The following is an 18160-nucleotide window of genomic DNA, read 5'->3' on the forward strand; positions in this document are numbered from 1 at the left end:
AAAATTTGCCCATGATGCCGCAGGAATCCCCTCCCGACCAGTTTCACACCTTCGTCGTCCCCAGCTTCGGCTTATTCAGCGTCTTCGTGAGGTTCCCAGTCGCGGGTGCGGCTGACCGCTTTCTGCCAGCCGGCGTAGAGTTTTTCCTTGGCCTGCTCGTCCAGTTGCGGTTCGAATTCGCGTTCGATCACCGCCTTGCCGCGCAGTTCTTCCAGGCTGCTCCAGAAACCGCATGCCAGGCCGGCCAGATACGCGGCGCCCAAGGCTGTGGTTTCACGCATTTTAGGACGTTCGACCCGGGTGCCAAGAATGTCCGCCTGGAACTGCATCAGGAAGTTGTTCGCTACCGCACCGCCATCCACGCGCAGGGCCTTGAGGCGTTCGCCCGAGTCCTGCTGCATGGCGTCGAGCACGTCGCGCGTCTGGTAGGCAATCGATTCCAGCGCTGCACGAATGATGTGATCGACCCGCACGCCGCGGGTCAGGCCAAACAGCGCGCCACGGGCATAGGGATCCCAGTAGGGGGCGCCCAGGCCGGTGAAGGCGGGCACCAGGTACACGCCGTTGCTGTCCTTGACCTTGTTGGCGAAGTATTCGGTGTCGAGGGCGTCGTTGATGATTTTCAACTCATCGCGCAGCCACTGCACGGTGGAGCCGCCGTTGAATACCGCGCCTTCCAGGGCGTAGGCCACTTCGCCGCGAGGGCCGCAAGCGATGGTGGTGAGCATGCCATGATTGGATTTGACCGCTTTGTCGCCGGTGTTCATCAGCAGGAAGCAGCCGGTGCCGTAGGTGTTTTTCGCCTGGCCTGGCTCGACGCACATCTGGCCGAAGAGGGCGGCCTGCTGGTCGCCAGCGATGCCGCCGATGGCGATGCCGCTCTTGGTGCGGCCATAGATTTCCGAGGACGACTTCACTTGCGGCAGCATTTCGCGAGGGATGTCGAGAATTTCGAGCATCTTCGCGTCCCACTCCAGCGAGTGAATATTGAAGAGCATGGTGCGCGAGGCGTTGGTGTAGTCGGTGACGTGGACCTTGCCGCCAGTAAATTTCCAGATCAGCCAGCTGTCTACGGTGCCAAACAGCAGTTCACCATTACGCGCACGTTCGCGGCTGCCTTCGACGTTGTCCAGGATCCACTTGAGCTTGGTGCCGGAGAAATACGGATCGGTGACCAGACCGGTGGTTTCGCTGATGTACGGTTCGTGGCCGTCACGCTTGAGCTGCTGGCAGATCTCGGTACTGCGCCGGCACTGCCAGACAATGGCGTTATAGATCGGCCGACCGGTGGTCTTGTCCCAGACCACGGTGGTTTCGCGCTGGTTGGTGATACCGATCGCGGCGACCTGGTCATGGTGCAGGCCGGCCTGGGCCAGGGCTTCCACCATGACCGCACTCTGGGTGGCGAAGATTTCCATCGGGTCGTGTTCGACCCAGCCGGCTTGGGGGTAATGCTGGGCGAATTCGCGCTGGGCGGTGCAGACCACGTTGGCATCACGGTCGAAAATGATCGCCCGCGAGCTGGTCGTACCCTGGTCGAGGGCAATGATGTAGTTCTTGTTCTGAATGTCGGTCATGTCGATTGCCTTGGGACGTAAATAATGGGTGAGGCCATGGCGCACGCTGAGTTGGGCAGAAACGTGCGCCCACTGTTTCAGGACGTTTTGGGTTTGCCGTCAATGGCCGGGTTTGCATCCTCCGTAGCAGCCATGGCGTTGGGCAAATGGCGGGCAATCAGCCCGCGATAGGCTGCAGCGCCCAGGCATGCACCCACGATCGGTGCAAAAATCGGAACCAGGAAGTACGGGATGTCGCGTCCACCCGTGAGGGAAATTTCACCCCAGCCGGTGAAGAAAGTCATCAGTTTAGGGCCGAAGTCCCGTGCCGGGTTCATCGCGAAGCCTGTCAGCGGACCCATTGAGCTACCGATCACCGCGATCAGCAGGCCAATCAGCAGCGGTGCCAGCGGGCCGCGAGGCAGGCCATTGTTGTCATCGGTCAGGGACATGATCACGCCCATCAAGATGGCGGTGATGATCACCTCTACTAGAAAGGCCTGGCCGGTGGACAATGCCGGATGCGGATAAGTGGAAAATACCGAGGCCAGCTCAAGGCTGGCTTCAGTACCACGAATCATGTGTCGGGACTGTTCGAAATCGAAGAATAGATTGCTGTACAGCGTGTAGACCAGGAGAGCGCCACAAAAGGCGCCAGCCACTTGGCAGATGATATAGAAAGGTAACTTACGCTTTTCAAAGTCGGTGAAAATACACAGGGCGATGCTGACGGCGGGGTTCAGGTGTGCGCCGGAAACGCCTGCGCTGAGGTAGATCGCCATACTGACACCGACGCCCCAGATGATGCTGATTTCCCACAGGCCGAAACTCGCACCCGCGACCTTGAGCGCTGCAACGCAACCGGTGCCAAAGAAAATCAGCAGGGCAGTCCCCAGGAATTCGGCCAGGCATTGGCTGGAAAGGGGTGGCTGTTGTAAAGCAATTGTCATTCAAACCTCGGTTTTTGTTGTTGTCTGGCGCGACCGATAAAGCCCGATCCCGCGTTTATCGTCGAGGCAGGATCCTCATCCTGAACTCGGGGTGTTGTTTGAGACCTGTGTTTGCGTTTTCAGTTTCGAAAAAATATAGACAAGAAACGCTGGTGTCAAAGGTCGAAAGTGAACCATTGGTCATATTTAAACTATTCGTGGCGTGAATGACTGTTTTGCTGACGCGGCGTCACTGGGTTGGCAGCCCAGTCCCAGCGCCTTTTGGCCGACGATGACTTAGAATCCGGCCTCTCTTATTCGATTTTCCTCAGGAGCGATCATGACCCCGGCATTGGATCTGCTTAAAAAAGTGCGCGCCGAGCATCGCATTCACAGTTATGAGCACGATCCCAAGGCAGCCTCCTATGGCTTGGAAGCGGCAGAAAAGCTTGGACTGGATCCGGCGCAGGTCTTCAAGACGTTATTGGCGGCCAGCGAAAAAAGCGAATTGTTGGTGGCGGTGGTCCCCGTGGCCGGCAGTCTGGATTTAAAAGCCCTGGCCCATGCCGCCGGCGTAAAAAAAGTCGAGATGGCCGATCCCGCGGCCGCCCAGCGTTCGACCGGTTATCTGCTCGGCGGCATCAGTCCGTTGGGGCAGAAAAAACGTCTTCGCACGTTTATCGACAGTTCTGCCCAGCCGTTTGCCAGCATCTTTGTCAGTGCAGGAAGGCGGGGACTGGAAGTGGAGCTGGCGCCTGCGGTGTTGGCCGAGCATACCGGGGCGACGTTTGCGGATATCGGGCGTGCTTGAGCCCAGCGGTGGGCGGGAACAAGTGCCGCCGCCACAGGGGTGGAAGGCTTAAGCTTGCCGGGGGCTTCAGGGCTGTAGGGTGAAAATTCGTCGGATCTGTCACTGGAAAAGCAGTATCTCGCCACCTCATGCTCATGCATCAATGACAAGGAGAAGTGCCATGCAGCTCGCGTTTCATCAAGTTGATGCGTTCAGTGACCGGCCATTTGGCGGCAACCCCGCGATGGTCTATCGGCTCGATGCCTGGCTGGCCGATGACTTGATGCAAAAGATCGCCGCCGAACATAACCTGGCTGAAACTGCTTTTCTGGTGCGCGAAGGCCAGCATTGGCATATCCGCTGGTTCACGCCCACCACCGAGGTACCGTTGTGCGGGCATGCCACCTTGGCCAGCGCTTATGTGCTGTTCGAGGTTTATCACGAAACCGTCGAGCGACTGGACTTCATCTGCCGATCCGGGGCATTGAGCGTCACTCACGAAGGTGATCGGCTATGGCTGGATTTTCCAGCCATCGTCCCCAGCGAGTTGGGTGCGTCCCTGGCCGTCCAAGCGGCCTTGGGTGTTGAAGCGGTGGATGTGTTGAGCTCCAACGAACTGTTCGTCGTGCTGGAGTCGGAACAGGCGGTGCTCGATTGCAAGCCGGACATGGCGGCCCTGGCGAAACTGCCGTGGCCGGGCGCAATCGTGACTGCGCCGGGAAGCCGGCATGATTTTGTCTCGCGCTATTTCGCCCCGGCGATTGGCATCAATGAAGATCCGGTCACAGGCTCGACCCATTGCAGTCTGATTCCGTACTGGTCCAGGCGCCTGGGCAAGCTGGGGCTGACGGCTTATCAGTGCTCGGCCAGGGGCGGCGAACTGTTCTGCCGACTGGAGGGGGAGCGGGTGAAGATTGGTGGGAAGGCGACGTTGGTGGCCAGTGGGACGTTGCTGCTGGGGTGATGCTGACCCTTTGTGGGAGCGGGCTTGCTCGCGAAGGCGGTGTGTCAGCCACCTTGATGTTGAATGTGCTGCCCTCTTCGCGAGCAAGCCCGCTCCCACAGTGGGTCGTGTTATCAGATGGGGGTGCTGTAGCGCCGCACGCCGCTTTCCACGGGAGGGATATGGGCCGCCGTGCTCCCTGATGCCTGGAACAGCACCAGGTGTTCCGCCGCTACGCGGATGCCGACATCGTCGCCAACCAAATGGTCGGCGTGGCTCGGAAAGATGGATTCCAGTTGCGCTCCGGTCGGCAATTGCAGGCGATACAGGGTTGAAGCCCCCAGGAACGTCTTGCCGACAATCCTGCCTGTGAGCGCACTGTCCGGTGCGTAGACGATATCGTCCGGGCGCAGCAGCACATCCACCGCACCACCGATGGGCCAGGTGTAGGCCCGGTTGCCGCGCAGGATACCCAGCTCGGTTTGCACCGATTCCGGGCTGTCGAGCTGGCCGCGAATGAAATAACCCTGGCCAATGAAGCTGGCGACAAATGGCGTCAGCGGTTCATGGTACAGATTGTACGGTGTGTCCCACTGCTCCAGCCGACCTTCCTTGAACACCCCGACATGGTCGCTCACCGCGAAGGCTTCTTCCTGGTCGTGGGTCACCAGAATCGCGCTGGTGCCACGGGCCTTGAGAATGTCCCGCACTTCATGGCTGAGCTTGCGTCTCAGCTCACCATCGAGATTGGAGAACGGCTCGTCGAGCAACAGCAACTGCGGTTCCGGTGCCAGGGCGCGGGCCAGGGCCACACGTTGTTGCTGACCCCCGGACAGTTCATGGGGCAAGCGCTTGCCCAGGCTCTTCAGGTTGACCAGTTCCAGCAGCTCCTCGATCACGCGCTCCTTGTGCGGATGCTTGCGAATGCCAAACGCTATGTTCTCGGCCACGCTCAAGTGAGGGAACAGCGCATAGTCCTGAAACACCATGCCGATGCGGCGTTTTTCCGGGGCGAGGGTGAAACCGGCGCGGGAAATGGTTTTCCCCGCCAGTTGGATCTCACCTTCCTGTACCGGCTCGAAACCGGCGATGGCTCGCAGCGTCGTGGTCTTGCCACACCCGGACGAGCCGAGCAGGCAACCGATGTCCCCGGCATTGAGATGCAGGTTGAGGTTCTGGACGACGCGCTGGTTTTGATAACCGCAAGTCAGGTTCTGCAGGTTCAGTAATAGGGTATGGCTCATGCGTGGTGGTACGCCGGCTCGACAAGAAACTCGAGCAAGGCCTTTTGGGCGTGAAGGCGATTTTCTGCCTGGTCCCATGCCACGGAGCGCGGGTCATCCAGCAGGTCGACGCTGATCTCCTCGCCGCGATGGGCGGGCAAGCAGTGCATGAACAGCACGTCGGCGTCCGCCAGATCGAGCAGGGCGCGGTTGACCTGAAGCGGCGCGAACAGTTTCAGACGCTTGGCGGTTTCCTCTTCCTGGCCCATGGAGGTCCAGACATCAGTGCTCACCAGGTGCGCGCCGGCCACGGCCTGTTTCGGATCACGGACGATGGTCACCCGGTCCCCGGCCTTGGCCACCAGTTCGGCACTGGGGTCATAGCCTTCCGGGCAGGCGATGCGTAGCTGGAAGTCGAACTGGATCGCGGCTTCTATATAGCTGTTGCACATGTTGTTGCCATCGCCGATCCAGGCCACGGTCTTGCCCTGAATCGAGCCGCGGTGTTCGAGGAACGTCTGCATGTCGGCCAGCAACTGGCAGGGATGCAAGTCATCGGACAGACCATTGATCACCGGTACGCGGGAGTGCGCCGCAAACTCAGTCAGCGTGCTGTGGGCGAAGGTACGGATCATCACCGCATCGAGCATGCTCGACATGACGATGGCACAGTCGCCGATCGGTTCGCCACGGCCCAGTTGGGTGTCGCGGGGTGACAGGAAGATTGCCTGGCCGCCGAGCTGGATCATGCCGGCTTCGAAAGAAATGCGGGTGCGGGTTGATGACTTCTCGAAGATCATTCCCAGCACACGGTTTTTCAGGGGCTCGAACAGTACGCCGCGATTACGCAGGTCCTTGAGCTCCACGCCTCGACGGATCACGCCGAGCAACTCGTCGGGCGTGAAATCCATCAGGGAGAGAAAGTGCCTTGCGCTCATGATTGACTACCTTTTGTCACTGATCGCAGATGCTCAAAGCCTTGTTTCATGAAAAAACGGGCGAGACCTGCGGCAAAAGCCGCACGGGGCGACGAAATAGGGGAAGGCGCGATCTTATAAGGAAATGTCGCGTCTTACCAATAGGGCTACAGTTTTAGGGGGTTTCAGCGAGGTCATAACAGACGTGTGAAGACGTGTATGAAGCCGGTTTCCTGACAGCAGCAACCCATTTGTACACCGGCCTTGCGCAGCTTGGCAATCAAGCCGGGTGGGCACGCCATGGCGCAGGGGCGGTTTACGGCCTGACCTTGCGTGATTTCGCTGGTCGGTTGCTGGGCGTGAATATTTCCTAATGCCAGGGCCTGGGTTATAAATGAGCCTTACAAGCAGGAGCCCCGAAATGGATTCGAAAGAGCAACAACTGATGGAACTACTGGGGCTGACAGCGCGCTCCCTGACTCACCTGACCGCTTCGGTGACGTCCATGTCATTCGAATTGTTGCGCAGCGACGACGAGGTGACCAAGGCTGCCGGTCGTCGAATGATTGATCGCATGGCCACCATCAGCTCCGGGCTCGACGAGCATTGGCGCTTGATCGGTGAGTTGACGGGTGTGCCCATCGCTCAAGAACAAGTGGAAACCATTGAGGAGATCCAGTTGCTGGCGCCGCCCCCCGACCAGCCTTGAGATCACTTTATCGGCGGGCCTGATGCCCGGCAATTCACAGGACGCACGTCGCTGGCGCGGTGGCGGATCCCGCGCCATAGTTTTGTTCCCGCGGCCGAAAGCGCCTGCCACGAATAAAATAGAGACTGGCCATGACCAAGACTCTCCACCACCGTGCGTGCCATCTGTGCGAAGCCATCTGTGGCTTGACGCTTGAAACCACTGAGACCGAAGGCCAGGGCCTGGCGATCACCTCGATCAAGGGCGATCCCCTGGACAGCTTCAGTCGCGGCCACATCTGCCCCAAGGCGGTAGCCCTGCAGGATATCCAGAACGACCCGGATCGCCTGCGCCAGCCCATGCGGCGGGTGGGTAGCGAGTGGCAGCCTATCGCCTGGGAGGAGGCCTTCGAGCTGGTGGCCGAACGCCTGGCGGGGATTCAGGAACGCCACGGCCAGAACGCGGTGGCGGTCTACCAGGGCAACCCCAGCGTGCATAACTATGGGCTGATGACCCACAGCAACTATTTTTTGGGCCTGCTGAAAACCCGTAGCCGCTTCTCGGCGACCTCGGTGGACCAACTGCCCCACCATCTGACTAGCCACCTGATGTACGGGCACGGTCTGCTGCTGCCGATTCCGGACATCGATCACACCGATTTCATGCTGATCCTGGGTGGCAACCCGCTGGCATCCAATGGCAGCATCATGACGGTGCCGGACGTGGAAAAACGCCTCAAAGCGATCCAGGCCCGGGGCGGTAAAGTGGTGGTGGTCGATCCGCGCCGCAGCGAAACGGCGGCTATGGCGGACCAGCACATTTTCGTTCGCCCGGGCGGCGATGCCGCTTTGCTGTTTGGTGTGCTCAATACCCTGTTCAGCGAGGGCTTGACCCGTGACAGTCACCTGCCGGTGGATGGCCTGGAAGACGTGCGCCAGGCCGTCGCGACCTTCACTGCTGAAGCGATGAGCCCGCTCTGTGCTGTGCCGGCTACGCAGATCCGTCAGTTGGCCCGGGACTTCGCTGCCGCGCCCTCAGCGGTCTGTTATGGGCGGATGGGCGTCTCGACCCAGGCGTTCGGCACGCTGTGTCACTGGCTGATTCAGCTGATCAACCTGGTGACCGGTAATCTTGACCGGGTCGGCGGGGCCCTGTGTACCGAGCCTGCGGTGGATCTGGTCGCCACTACCTCGGGAGGGCATTTCAATCGCTGGCAAAGCCGGGTGTCCGGGCGTCCCGAATACTCGGGCGAGTTACCGGTTTCAGCTTTGGCCGAGGAGATGCTCACCGAGGGCGAAGGCCAGATTCGTGCGCTGGTCACCGTGGCAGGCAACCCGGTGCTGTCCACCCCCAACGGGCGGCAACTGGAGCAGGCGCTGGACGGGCTGGAGTTCATGGTCAGCGTCGATTTGTACATCAACGAAACCACGCGCTACGCCGACCTGATCCTGCCTTCCACCTCGGCTCTGGAAAACGACCATTACGACACCACGTTCAACCTGTTCGCGGTGCGCAATGTGACCCGTTTCAACCGTGCGATCCTGCCCAAGCCCGAAGGGGCTCTGCACGACTGGGAAATTTTCGTCGGTCTGGCCAAGGCTTTCGCTGCCCGAACCGGCAAAGAACTCAAGCCGACCATGCCGCCGGCGCAAATGATCGATTTCGGCCTTCGAGCAGGCGCCTATGGCGATGCTTCGCCGTATAAGCTGTCCCTGGCGACCCTGTACGACCATCCCCATGGCATCGACCTGGGCGCCCTCAAGCCCAACCTGGCTCCTCGGTTGAAAACCGAAAACCAGCGTGTGCAGGCTGCTCCGGCGGTCATTCTTGCCGACCTCAAGCGCTTCGCCGTGTTGCAAGCGCCACAGGCGGATGAGTTGCTGATGATTGGTCGTCGTCATGTGCGCAGCAATAATTCCTGGATGCACAATTTCCACCGCCTGGTGAAGGGCAAGCCGCGTCATCAATTGCTGATGCACCCGGAGGATCTGAGCAGTCGCGGGTTGAGCGACGGGCAGCGGGTGAGAGTCAGTTCGCGGGTGGGGGTGATCGAAGTCGAGGTGCAAGGCAGTCTGGAGATGATGAAAGGCGTGGTCAGCCTGCCCCACGGCTGGGGCCATGCCCGGCCGGGCGTGCAGATGACCATTGCCAGCGCCCAGCCCGGTTCGAGCGCCAATGACCTGACCGATGACTGTCAGTTGGATGAGTTGTCTGGCAATGCGGCGCTCAATGGGGTTCCGGTGACGGTGGTGGCTGCGTGAATTTGTCTGTCGGGGAGACCGAGCAGCGTGCTCGGCTTTCCGTTACAATGCGCCACCGTGTCGACATCTGAAGTCGCAAAGTTTAAGCCGAGGTGCTCCGTGGATATCATCGAAACGATTAAAGACCAGATTGCCAACAACACCGTCCTGCTTTACATGAAAGGCTCGCCGAATGCGCCGCAGTGCGGCTTCTCGGCCAAGGCTGCTCAGGCTGTGATGGCGTGTGGCGAGAAGTTTGCCTACGTGGACATCCTGCAGAACCCGGAAATCCGCGCCAACCTGCCCAAGTACGCCAACTGGCCAACTTTCCCGCAACTGTGGGTTGCCGGTGAACTGATCGGCGGCAGCGATATCATGACCGAGATGGCGGCCGACGGCTCTTTGCAGACCACGATCAAGGCTGCTGCCGAGAAAGCTGCAGCGAACAAGACAGAAGCCTGATCTCACATCCGTATTCACCACGCAGGTTGTGACTGAATGCGGACACTGTGGGAGCGGGCTTGCTCGCGAAAGCGGTGTGTCAGTCGCTATTGATGTTTCTGATACAACGCTTTCGCGAGCAAGCCCGCTCCCACAGGGGATTTAAGTGAGCCTGGAATCCAGGCACTAAAAAGCCCCGCCTCTCGAAAGAGGGCGGGGCTTTTTAGTGGCTTGCTTTTGGGGACGGTTACTCTTCGCCCATCTGCGATTGCAGGTAGTTCTCAAGACCCACTTTGTCGATCAGACCCAGTTGGGTTTCCAGCCAGTCGATGTGTTCTTCCTCGGACTCGAGGATGTCTTCAAGCAGTTCGCGGCTGCCGAAGTCGCCCACGCTCTCGCAATGGGCGATGGCGACTTTCAGGTCGGCGTGGCCGGCACGCTCGATTGTCAGGTCGCACTCGAGCATTTCCTGAGTGTGTTCGCCGATGTGCAGCTTGCCCAGGTCTTGGACGTTCGGCAGCCCTTCGAGAAACAGGATGCGCTTGATCAGCTTGTCCGCGTGTTTCATCTCGTCGATGGACTCATGGTACTCGTGCTTGCCCAGCTTGTTCAGGCCCCAGTCCTCGTACATGCGCGCATGCAGGAAGTATTGGTTGATCGCGACCAGCTCATTGGCGAGGATTTTGTTGAGATGCTGGATGACTGTAACGTCGCCTTTCATGGTGAGGGCCTGCCCTGTAGTAGCTGTATATAAGGCTGAGTTTGAGCCGCGCACTGGCGAGTGTCAAACCTAAGTTATTGAATAATAAATGAAAATTAATCGGAATAAGAATGTTTGTGTTCCGCGTCTGGAGTCTAAGCGCTTGATTTACAGACATAAAAAAACCGGGCATTGAGCCCGGTTCTTCAAGAAGCTGGATTTAAGCGGCAGTAAATTCTACCGGATAGGGAATCGAGGCCTGGGCCGTTTGCACTTTGGCGAGGGTCTCGCGAACCACTTCCTTGGCAAGGCACGCACATTTGCCGCATTGGCTGGCTACGCCGGTGGCCTGGCGGACTTCGCGGTAGCTGCAGCAGCCTTCATAGATCGCTTCGCGGATTTGTCCGTCGGTGACGCCAGTGCAGAGGCAAACATACATAAGTAAGAACCGTCGCTGGTTGTGACTCAATTGGGATGGATCTTAATGTTAACGAGAATGATTGTCAAAGTGCTTTCTGAAACCCTTGCACCAGAGCTGACGAACGGTTTTTTTATCCAAGGCAAATAGGGAGTATGGGAAGGGAAGGGAATTTTTGGACTCACCGAAAAACCGTTGAAGACAGGCCAAATTCGCAGTGTATGATGGTCGGTCCTTACGAAGCGGGTTCGTGTCACAGGGCTGTCGCCCAAGGGTGGCAGGCTGGCCCGGACCTTGTTTTCACGTTACTACACCAGGAGATATCCAATGAGCGTACTCGTAGGCAAACAAGCCCCTGACTTTACCGTTCCTGCCGTCCTCGGCAATGGCGAAATCGTCGACAGCTTCACCCTGTCCTCGGCCATCAAAGGCAAATACGGCCTGGTGTTCTTCTACCCGCTGGACTTCACCTTCGTCTGCCCATCCGAGCTGATCGCGCTGGATCACCGCATGGACGACTTCAAGGCCCGCAACGTTGAAGTCGTTGCCGTTTCGATCGATTCGCACTTCACCCACAACGCCTGGCGCAACACGCCTATCAACGGTGGTGGTATCGGCCAGGTGAAATACACCATGGCTGCTGACATGAAGCACGAAATCGCCAAGGCCTACGACGTTGAGTCCGAAGGCGGCGTGGCCTTCCGTGGCGCGTTCCTGATTGACGATAAAGGTGTCGTTCGTTCGCAGATCATCAACGACCTGCCGCTGGGCCGTAACATGGAAGAGCTGATCCGTCTGGTCGACGCGCTGCAGTTCCACGAAGAGCACGGCGAAGTTTGCCCGGCCAACTGGAAGAAAGGCGACAAGGGCATGACCGCATCCCCTGAAGGTGTTGCCGCTTATCTGGGCGAGCACAGCGACAAGCTGTAAGCGCAACAGGCATAAAAAAACCGGCCCTCGATGGGCCGGTTTTTTATGGGGAAGGGTTTATCCCAATGGTTGAAAAACACCCGCAACATCTGTGGGAGCAAAGCTTGCTCGCGATACAGGCGCCTGGGTATCTCTGGGACACCGTGCCGTTTCATCGCGGGCGAGCCTTGCTCCCACAGTCTTGATGCTTAGTCAGCACATCAATCGTCGAAATCCTGCCAGCCCCCCATGTCTTTCCACCGATTGACGATGCCGCAGAACAGCTCGGCGGTCTTCTCGGTGTCGTAGCGAGCCGAGTGGGCTTCACGACCATCAAAGTCGATGTCGGCCGCCTGGCAGGCCTTGGCCAATACGGTCTGGCCGTACGCGAGGCCGGCAAGGGTCGCGGTGTCGAAGCTGGAAAACGGATGGAACGGGTTGCGCTTCATGTCCAGGCGCGCAACGGCGGCATTGAGGAAACCCAGATCGAAGCTGCTGTTGTGGCCGACCAGGATCGCCCGTTTGCAACCGTTAGCTTTCAGCGCTTTGCGCACGCCACGAAAAATGTCGGTCAGGGCCGTCTCTTCACTCACTGCCATGCGCAATGGGTGATCAAGCTTGATCCCGGTGAACTCCAGGGCCGCCGCTTCGATGTTGGCGCCTTCGAAAGGTTCGACGCGGAAGAAATAGGTGTGATCGGGGAACACAAAACCTTTTTCGTCCATGCCAATGGTGGTCGCGGCGATCTCCAGCAGCGCATCGGTGGCGGAGTTGAAACCGCCGGTTTCTACGTCGACGACAACCGGCAGATAGCCCCGGAAGCGCGCTGCCATGGGGTGACGGGCACCGCCCGAGCCACCGTTGCCATCCAGCTCATCGTCGAAATGATCTTCACTCACACACTTTCCTCCAGCAGGCGCCAGCGCAGTTTTTCACCGGCGCGCAGCGGGATAACAGTCAGCTCGCCAAAAGGCAGGCTGGCGGGGGCGGTCCACTCGTCGCGAACCAGGGTAATACGATCGGTGTTCACTGGCAGACCGTAGAAACGCGGACCATGCAGGCTGGCGAAGCCTTCGAGTTTGTCCAGCGCATTGCGTTGTTCGAACGCCTCGGCGTACATCTCGATGGCGGCGTAGGCGGTGTAGCAGCCGGCGCAACCACAGGCTGCTTCCTTGGCGTGCCGGGCGTGTGGCGCTGAGTCCGTGCCGAGGAAAAACTTGGCGCTGCCGCTGGTGGCGGCGTCGAGCAAGGCCTCTTGATGGGTGTTGCGCTTGAGGATCGGCAGGCAATAGAAGTGCGGCCGGATCCCGCCCACCAGCATGTGGTTGCGGTTATACAGCAGGTGATGCGCAGTAATGGTTGCGCCAACGTTCGCCGGGGCTTCGTTAACGAACTGCACGGCATCACCGGTGGTGATGTGTTCGAACACCACCTTGAGGGTCGGGAAGCGTTCCACGACACGACGCATGTGCTCATCGATGAAGATTTTTTCGCGATCGAACACGTCGACATCACCGCGAGTGACCTCACCGTGGATCAACAACGGCATGCCGACTTCAGCCATGGCCTCCAGCGCCGGGAAAATCTTGTCGATGCTGGTGACACCGGAATCGGAGTTGGTGGTGGCGCCAGCGGGGTACAGCTTGGCGGCATGGACGAAGCCGCTGGCCTTGGCCTCGCGGATCTCTTCGGGCTGGGTGCGGTCGGTGAGGTACAGCACCATCAGCGGTTCGAAGCGACTGCCAGCCGGGCGTGCGTCGAGGATGCGCTCGCGATAGCCGTTGGCCTCGGTGGCGTTGCGCACTGGCGGAACCAGGTTAGGCATGATGATTGCGCGCCCGAAGGTGCGCGCGACATCGGCGACGGTATGGGTCAACACAGCACCATCGCGAAGATGAATATGCCAGTCGTCGGGACGCAGCAGGGTCAGGCGGTCGGACATTGGGGGGCTTCCAGGCGGGTCAAACTCTGGGGAATGCTACCGGAAAAGACCGATTCAGGCACCCGCTATCAAGTTCTGGCGCAAGTTACCGATAGCTCGTACAGGTGTGCCACGAATCAGTGGGGCGCCCCCGGACAGGCGTCATACGCTCAACGTGTGTCGATCTTCGTATAAAAAGCCATTGGAGCCTCCCGTGCGCCAGCGTTATTTAGCCTTGCTCAGTGTGTTTGCCAGCCTTCCCGCCATGGCGCTCACTTTCCAGACCCGTCTGGAGAGCATTGAGTGGACGGTCGAAGGCGACAAGTTCGAGTGCCGGCTGAGTCAGCCGGTCACCGATTTCGGCAGCGGTGAATTTGTGCGTCAGGCTGGCGAGCAGGCGATTTTCCGGCTCAAGTCCCATAACCCGATGCTCGGTGGCGGTTCGGCAACCTTGCTGGCGGCTGCCGCGCCTTGGCAGCCGGGACGAGGCGATATCAACCTGGGCTCGGTCAGGCTCGGCAGCGGCGATGTATTGTTCAACAGCTCCCAGGTCCAGGCGGGCCGTTTGATCAACGGCCTGATGGAAGGCCGCAGCCCGGTGGTACGGCGTAACACGGGGGACGGGCGGGTTTCGGAAGTTCGGCTGCTGCCTGTGCGCTTCAACAAGGCCTTCAGCGACTACCAGGGTTGTGTGGCGAAACTGTTGCCAAAGAATTTCGAGCAGGTGAAGCATTCGCAGATCGGCTTTCCCGGCGAAGGGATTGAACTCGACGCCCGGGCCAAGGCTCAGTTGCAAGTCATGATCGATTTCATCAAAGCCGACCCGACCGTCAATCATGTCGAACTCGACGGTCACTCCGACAATAGCGGCAACCGTCTGACCAACCGTGAGCTGTCCCGTCGCCGTGCCCTGGCGGTCCAGGACTTCTTCAAGGCCAACGGCTTTCAGGAGTCGCAGATCACCGTGCGGTTCCACGGCGAACGTTACCCCCTGGTGCCCAACACCAGTGCCGCCAACCGGGCCAAGAACCGTCGTGTGGCCGTGCGCCTGGAGCGGGTGGCGGTGCCCGAAGCGCCGGCACCGCAGGCCACACCTACCGCGCCACCCCCTGCCAAGGTTCCGGCGCCGACCGCGACGCCAGCCAAGCCCACTGCAGCCACCACCGCGCGGACATCCTGACCGGTGTGAATCGTCGCGCGCTCGACATAATCTGTCGCTTCGTCGTCATAAGCTGTCGCGCCCCTGTAAATTATCTGCGCTGGACGTTAAACTTCCCGGCTTTCCGTACAACCCGTGGAGTGATGGCATGGCGGACGTAAACAAGGTCGTTCTGGCGTATTCCGGCGGCCTGGACACTTCGGTGATCCTCAAGTGGCTGCAGGACACTTATAACTGCGAAGTGGTGACCTTCACCGCTGACCTGGGGCAGGGCGAAGAAGTCGAGCCTGCACGCGCCAAGGCTCAGGCCATGGGCGTCAAAGAGATCTACATCGATGACCTGCGCGAAGAGTTCGTCCGCGACTTCGTGTTCCCGATGTTCCGTGCCAACACAGTTTACGAAGGCGAGTACCTGCTGGGTACGTCCATCGCCCGTCCGTTGATCGCCAAGCGCCTGATCGAAATCGCCAACGAAACCGGTGCCGACGCCATCTCCCACGGTGCCACCGGCAAGGGCAACGATCAGGTACGTTTCGAGCTCGGTGCCTATGCCCTCAAGCCCGGCGTGAAAGTCATCGCTCCGTGGCGCGAGTGGGACTTGCTGTCTCGTGAAAAGCTGATGGACTACGCCGAGAAGCACGCCATCCCGATCGAGCGCCACGGCAAGAAGAAATCCCCGTACTCGATGGATGCCAACCTGTTGCACATCTCCTATGAAGGCGGCGTGCTGGAAGACACCTGGACCGAGCACGAAGAAGACATGTGGCGCTGGACCGTCTCCCCGGAGAAGGCTCCTGACACCCCGCAATACCTGGAGCTGACCTATCGCAACGGCGATATTGTCGCGCTGGACGGCGTGGAAATGAGCCCGGCCACTGTGCTGGCGACCCTGAACCGTATCGGTGGCGAACACGGCATTGGTCGTCTGGACATCGTCGAGAACCGCTATGTCGGCATGAAGTCCCGCGGCTGCTACGAGACCCCGGGCGGCACCATCATGCTGCGTGCTCACCGCGCGATCGAGTCGATCACCCTGGACCGCGAAGTGGCTCACCTCAAAGATGAGTTGATGCCCAAGTACGCCAGCCTGATCTACACCGGTTACTGGTGGAGCCCGGAACGTCTGATGCTGCAACAGATGATCGACGCCTCCCAAGTCAACGTGAATGGCGTTGTGCGCCTGAAACTGTACAAGGGTAATGTGATCGTCACCGGGCGCAAGTCTGACGACTCACTGTTCGATGCCAACATCGCGACCTTCGAAGAGGACGGTGGCGCTTACAACCAGGCCGATGCCGCCGGCTTCATCAAGCTTAACGCCCTGCGCATGCGCATCGCGGCGAACAAGGGTCGCAAGCTGTTCTGATCCTTGCTGCTCCATGAAAACGGCCTGCCATTGTGCAGGCCATTTTTTTGGGAGTTCCCTTTCTCATGTGCTGCTCATTCGTTGTGGCACTGTCTCTTGACCACTCATCCATCCTGCCTGTCCGATACAACTTCTGCGCTGTCGCGGCTGCAAATGATGTAGATGACGATGGGTGTGTGTTCCGTGGCGTGTTTTGAGCGTTTTGGTCGATTGGCCTCAATCAAGTCTTCTGAAGGCTTGTGTACTAGGAAAATGACCCGTTGCGGTTCCTTTTTCCGTCGATGAAAACGTATCGGCAATCTTTTAACCTTGTTCGTCCGGCGGAAGATGCGTTTACGCCGACCGTTCGAGTCATCCATGGTCTTCATGAAATGTTTGCTCTTGCGAAAGTCGGAAGGTGAATATAACGAACGATAGTTGAAGTTGAGTGTGATGAAGAAAAGCAGCAATAGATAGAAAGGAAAGCTGATCAGAAACCAGAGGTAGTATTCACGGTCCTGATCGTCCAGAAAAGGCAGGGAAATGGCGGCGGAAGTTTCGGATAAAGTTGCGAATATGGCGATCAGTGTCATGGGGTTGGTGATGGTTTTCAATGGTTTGTTCATGGTTAATGCTCATCGGTCATTCGGGCTCGGTGATTGAAGTTGGGTGGAATGAGTAATTGCTAAGTTCAGTGTGGGCTGATAATGGCAGCGGTTCCTGGATGGAACGGTTGAATTAATTTCGCTTATTTTTTATGTTAATTCAAATTCATTTAAATGGCGGCGTGGTTGTTTTGTTGGTAAATAATTCAGTTACTTTTTATGAGTGCAGTGACTTCCGGCAACATGCACAGAGGGCGGCGGGGGAATAAAAAGGCGCTTGATTCAGAGGGGGGTGGGTCGCTGGACGGAGCGTCTCCTCTCTGTAAAGAAATTCATGGCACGTTATTTTCAAAGGAATTTGTAGGATTTTTCTGTATCGCTTGTAGGTTGCGTCTCTCGGTGCGAGCAGTCAGGGGGGGCGGCATGCCAAGGTAGAATTGACTAGGCTATTGTGCGTGCTCTAAAAATTCGAACAGCGAAGTTGGATTTGCCCATGAATAAAGTGCTGATCGTGGATGATCATCCCGTCATTCGTCTTGCTGTACGTTTGCTAATGGAGCGTCATGGATATGAAGTTATTGCCGAAACCGATAATGGCGTCGATGCGTTGCAACTTGCCCGTGAACTTATGCCCGATATCGTTATCCTGGATATCGGCATTCCGAAACTGGACGGGCTGGAGGTCATCGCACGGCTGACCGCCAACCCTTCGCCTTTGAAAGTCCTGGTGCTGACTTCCCAGGCACCTGGACATTTTTCGATGCGGTGCATGCAGACGGGGGCGGCCGGTTATGTGTGCAAGCAACAGGATCTCACTGAGTTGCTCAGCGCAATCAAGGCGGTGCTGTCCGGTTACAGCTATTTCCCCAACCAGGCGCTGCATACCGTGCGTTCGAGCCTGGGGAACGCGAGCGAGTCCGATATGGTAGATCGTTTGTCCGGGCGAGAAATGATGGTCTTGCAGCAACTGGCTCGCGGAAAAACCAACAAGGAAATTGCCGATGGGATGTTCCTCAGTAACAAGACCGTCAGTACATACAAGACCCGCTTGTTATTGAAGCTTAATGCTCGCTCGCTGGTTGATCTGATCGAACTGGCGCAGCGTAATGGGTTGGTGTGAGTTTTCCCCGGTCACGCGTGCTCAGTAAAAAGCCTCCATCAGGGAGGCTTTTACGTGTCAGAGGTCAAAGTCGTAATCGGCCAGTTGTTTCTGCAATCGACGCTCCTCCAGCAGATTATCGATCGTGCGACGTTTGCTCAGATTGGTCTTCGCTGTTTCCACGACCACGGGTTCAGCATCCTCGGTCTCTACGGCGATGAATTCGTCTTCTACATCCAGTTGTTCTTTGCCAGCACTCATGGGATCGACTCCAGGC

General features: G+C 58.5%; 19 protein-coding genes. 9 read left to right on the forward strand and 10 right to left on the reverse strand.

Going from position 1 to position 18160, the window contains the following annotated elements; all coding sequences use genetic code 11:
* Positions 1-71: 71 nt before the first annotated feature.
* Positions 72-1577: a glycerol kinase GlpK gene (glpK, locus tag PSH57_RS06165; RefSeq protein ID WP_256231311.1), complete on the reverse strand. Its 1506-nt coding sequence runs from the start codon at positions 1575-1577 to the stop codon at positions 72-74.
* A 77-nt stretch (positions 1578-1654) separates the two neighbouring features.
* Positions 1655-2506: an MIP/aquaporin family protein gene (locus tag PSH57_RS06170; RefSeq protein WP_305388495.1), complete on the reverse strand. Its 852-nt coding sequence runs from the start codon at positions 2504-2506 to the stop codon at positions 1655-1657.
* Positions 2507-2825: 319 nt separating this feature from the next.
* Here PSH57_RS06170 and ybaK point away from each other — a divergent pair, with 319 nt between their 5' ends.
* Positions 2826-3296 carry a Cys-tRNA(Pro) deacylase gene (gene ybaK, locus PSH57_RS06175; protein ID WP_305388497.1) on the forward strand — a complete coding sequence of 157 codons (471 nt, stop codon included), beginning with the start codon at positions 2826-2828 and terminating at the stop codon, positions 3294-3296.
* Between the two features lie 160 nt (positions 3297-3456).
* Positions 3457-4239, forward strand: coding sequence for a PhzF family phenazine biosynthesis protein (locus PSH57_RS06180; RefSeq protein ID WP_305388499.1), 783 nt, complete (start codon positions 3457-3459; stop codon positions 4237-4239).
* Between the two features lie 113 nt (positions 4240-4352).
* On the opposite strand, the gene PSH57_RS06185 is transcribed toward PSH57_RS06180, so the two are convergent.
* Both PSH57_RS06185 and argF read right to left on the reverse strand, forming a co-directional pair.
* Positions 4353-5462, reverse strand: a complete 1110-nt coding sequence (locus PSH57_RS06185; protein WP_305388500.1) for an ABC transporter ATP-binding protein — start codon at positions 5460-5462, stop codon at positions 4353-4355.
* Positions 5459-6379 (reverse strand): ornithine carbamoyltransferase, encoded by a 921-nt coding sequence (argF, locus tag PSH57_RS06190; protein WP_305388502.1) that lies wholly within the window; start codon positions 6377-6379, stop codon positions 5459-5461. The genes PSH57_RS06185 and argF overlap by 4 nt, the downstream gene beginning before the upstream one ends.
* 400 nt (positions 6380-6779) lie before the next feature.
* On the opposite strand from argF, the gene PSH57_RS06195 reads away from it, so the two are divergent.
* The 3 genes from PSH57_RS06195 to grxD all read left to right on the forward strand — a co-directional run bounded on the left by PSH57_RS06195 (position 6780) and on the right by grxD (position 9748).
* Entirely contained in the window at positions 6780-7067 is a 288-nt protein-coding gene (locus tag PSH57_RS06195) for a hypothetical protein (protein WP_305388504.1), read from the forward strand.
* Between the two features lie 131 nt (positions 7068-7198).
* The gene (locus tag PSH57_RS06200) at positions 7199-9307 is read left to right on the forward strand and encodes a molybdopterin oxidoreductase family protein (protein WP_305388507.1); all 2109 of its coding nucleotides are present in this window, start codon (positions 7199-7201) and stop codon (positions 9305-9307) included.
* A gap of 99 nt (positions 9308-9406) precedes the next feature.
* A complete protein-coding gene (grxD, locus tag PSH57_RS06205) occupies positions 9407-9748 on the forward strand; it encodes a Grx4 family monothiol glutaredoxin (RefSeq protein WP_305388509.1) in 342 nt (113 codons plus the stop codon).
* Positions 9749-9974: 226 nt separating this feature from the next.
* Here grxD and bfr read toward each other — a convergent pair whose 3' ends face one another.
* Both bfr and PSH57_RS06215 read right to left on the reverse strand, forming a co-directional pair.
* A complete protein-coding gene (gene bfr / locus PSH57_RS06210; RefSeq protein ID WP_092393179.1) occupies positions 9975-10448 on the reverse strand; it encodes a bacterioferritin in 474 nt (157 codons plus the stop codon).
* 199 nt (positions 10449-10647) lie between these two features.
* On the reverse strand, positions 10648-10866 hold the full coding sequence (locus PSH57_RS06215; protein WP_003178704.1) for a bacterioferritin-associated ferredoxin: 219 nt from the start codon (positions 10864-10866) through the stop codon (positions 10648-10650).
* A 306-nt stretch (positions 10867-11172) separates the two neighbouring features.
* Here PSH57_RS06215 and PSH57_RS06220 point away from each other — a divergent pair, with 306 nt between their 5' ends.
* Positions 11173-11775 (forward strand): peroxiredoxin, encoded by a 603-nt coding sequence (locus tag PSH57_RS06220; protein ID WP_092393176.1) that lies wholly within the window; start codon positions 11173-11175, stop codon positions 11773-11775.
* Positions 11776-11975: 200 nt separating this feature from the next.
* On the opposite strand, the gene rnt is transcribed toward PSH57_RS06220, so the two are convergent.
* Together rnt and pyrC are read right to left on the reverse strand one after the other, a co-directional pair.
* Positions 11976-12653, reverse strand: a complete 678-nt coding sequence (rnt, locus tag PSH57_RS06225; protein ID WP_305388518.1) for a ribonuclease T — start codon at positions 12651-12653, stop codon at positions 11976-11978.
* On the reverse strand, positions 12650-13696 hold the full coding sequence (gene pyrC / locus PSH57_RS06230; protein WP_305388520.1) for a dihydroorotase: 1047 nt from the start codon (positions 13694-13696) through the stop codon (positions 12650-12652). The genes rnt and pyrC overlap by 4 nt, the downstream gene beginning before the upstream one ends.
* 193 nt (positions 13697-13889) lie before the next feature.
* Between pyrC and PSH57_RS06235 the strand changes: the two genes are divergently transcribed.
* Both PSH57_RS06235 and PSH57_RS06240 read left to right on the forward strand, forming a co-directional pair.
* Complete coding sequence (locus PSH57_RS06235) at positions 13890-14855, forward strand: flagellar protein MotY (protein ID WP_305388522.1); 966 nt, start codon at positions 13890-13892, stop codon at positions 14853-14855.
* A gap of 127 nt (positions 14856-14982) precedes the next feature.
* The gene (locus PSH57_RS06240) at positions 14983-16200 is read left to right on the forward strand and encodes an argininosuccinate synthase (RefSeq protein WP_024779511.1); all 1218 of its coding nucleotides are present in this window, start codon (positions 14983-14985) and stop codon (positions 16198-16200) included.
* Between the two features lie 104 nt (positions 16201-16304).
* On the opposite strand, the gene PSH57_RS06245 is transcribed toward PSH57_RS06240, so the two are convergent.
* Positions 16305-16805: a hypothetical protein gene (locus tag PSH57_RS06245; protein ID WP_305416432.1), complete on the reverse strand. Its 501-nt coding sequence runs from the start codon at positions 16803-16805 to the stop codon at positions 16305-16307.
* A gap of 472 nt (positions 16806-17277) precedes the next feature.
* Between PSH57_RS06245 and PSH57_RS06250 the strand changes: the two genes are divergently transcribed.
* On the forward strand, positions 17278-17904 hold the full coding sequence (locus PSH57_RS06250) for a response regulator transcription factor (RefSeq protein WP_256231297.1): 627 nt from the start codon (positions 17278-17280) through the stop codon (positions 17902-17904).
* 57 nt (positions 17905-17961) lie between these two features.
* Here the strand turns inward: PSH57_RS06250 and PSH57_RS06255 are convergent, their stop codons facing one another.
* Positions 17962-18144, reverse strand: coding sequence for a PA3496 family putative envelope integrity protein (locus PSH57_RS06255; RefSeq protein WP_256231296.1), 183 nt, complete (start codon positions 18142-18144; stop codon positions 17962-17964).
* Positions 18145-18160: the final 16 nt, after the last annotated feature.

Source organism: Pseudomonas hefeiensis (assembly GCF_030687835.1).
GTDB classification, from domain to species: Bacteria; Pseudomonadota; Gammaproteobacteria; order Pseudomonadales; family Pseudomonadaceae; genus Aquipseudomonas; species Aquipseudomonas hefeiensis.

Excerpts from the sequence above, each read along its gene's own strand:
- PSH57_RS06170 (WP_305388495.1), bottom strand. The coding sequence starts at position 2,506 with ATGACAATTGCTTTACAACAGCCACCCCTTTCCAGCCAATGCCTGGCC.
- PSH57_RS06250 (WP_256231297.1), top strand. The coding sequence starts at position 17,278 with ATGAATAAAGTGCTGATCGTGGATGATCATCCCGTCATTCGTCTTGCT.
- PSH57_RS06245 (WP_305416432.1), bottom strand. The coding sequence starts at position 16,805 with ATGAACAAACCATTGAAAACCATCACCAACCCCATGACACTGATCGCC.
- PSH57_RS06200 (WP_305388507.1), top strand. The coding sequence starts at position 7,199 with ATGACCAAGACTCTCCACCACCGTGCGTGCCATCTGTGCGAAGCCATC.
- PSH57_RS06240 (WP_024779511.1), top strand. The coding sequence starts at position 14,983 with ATGGCGGACGTAAACAAGGTCGTTCTGGCGTATTCCGGCGGCCTGGAC.
- ybaK (WP_305388497.1), top strand. The coding sequence starts at position 2,826 with ATGACCCCGGCATTGGATCTGCTTAAAAAAGTGCGCGCCGAGCATCGC.
- PSH57_RS06220 (WP_092393176.1), top strand. The coding sequence starts at position 11,173 with ATGAGCGTACTCGTAGGCAAACAAGCCCCTGACTTTACCGTTCCTGCC.
- bfr (WP_092393179.1), bottom strand. The coding sequence starts at position 10,448 with ATGAAAGGCGACGTTACAGTCATCCAGCATCTCAACAAAATCCTCGCC.
- glpK (WP_256231311.1), bottom strand. The coding sequence starts at position 1,577 with ATGACCGACATTCAGAACAAGAACTACATCATTGCCCTCGACCAGGGT.
- argF (WP_305388502.1), bottom strand. The coding sequence starts at position 6,379 with ATGAGCGCAAGGCACTTTCTCTCCCTGATGGATTTCACGCCCGACGAG.
- PSH57_RS06180 (WP_305388499.1), top strand. The coding sequence starts at position 3,457 with ATGCAGCTCGCGTTTCATCAAGTTGATGCGTTCAGTGACCGGCCATTT.
- PSH57_RS06215 (WP_003178704.1), bottom strand. The coding sequence starts at position 10,866 with ATGTATGTTTGCCTCTGCACTGGCGTCACCGACGGACAAATCCGCGAA.
- PSH57_RS06185 (WP_305388500.1), bottom strand. The coding sequence starts at position 5,462 with ATGAGCCATACCCTATTACTGAACCTGCAGAACCTGACTTGCGGTTAT.
- PSH57_RS06255 (WP_256231296.1), bottom strand. The coding sequence starts at position 18,144 with ATGAGTGCTGGCAAAGAACAACTGGATGTAGAAGACGAATTCATCGCC.
- PSH57_RS06195 (WP_305388504.1), top strand. The coding sequence starts at position 6,780 with ATGGATTCGAAAGAGCAACAACTGATGGAACTACTGGGGCTGACAGCG.
- pyrC (WP_305388520.1), bottom strand. The coding sequence starts at position 13,696 with ATGTCCGACCGCCTGACCCTGCTGCGTCCCGACGACTGGCATATTCAT.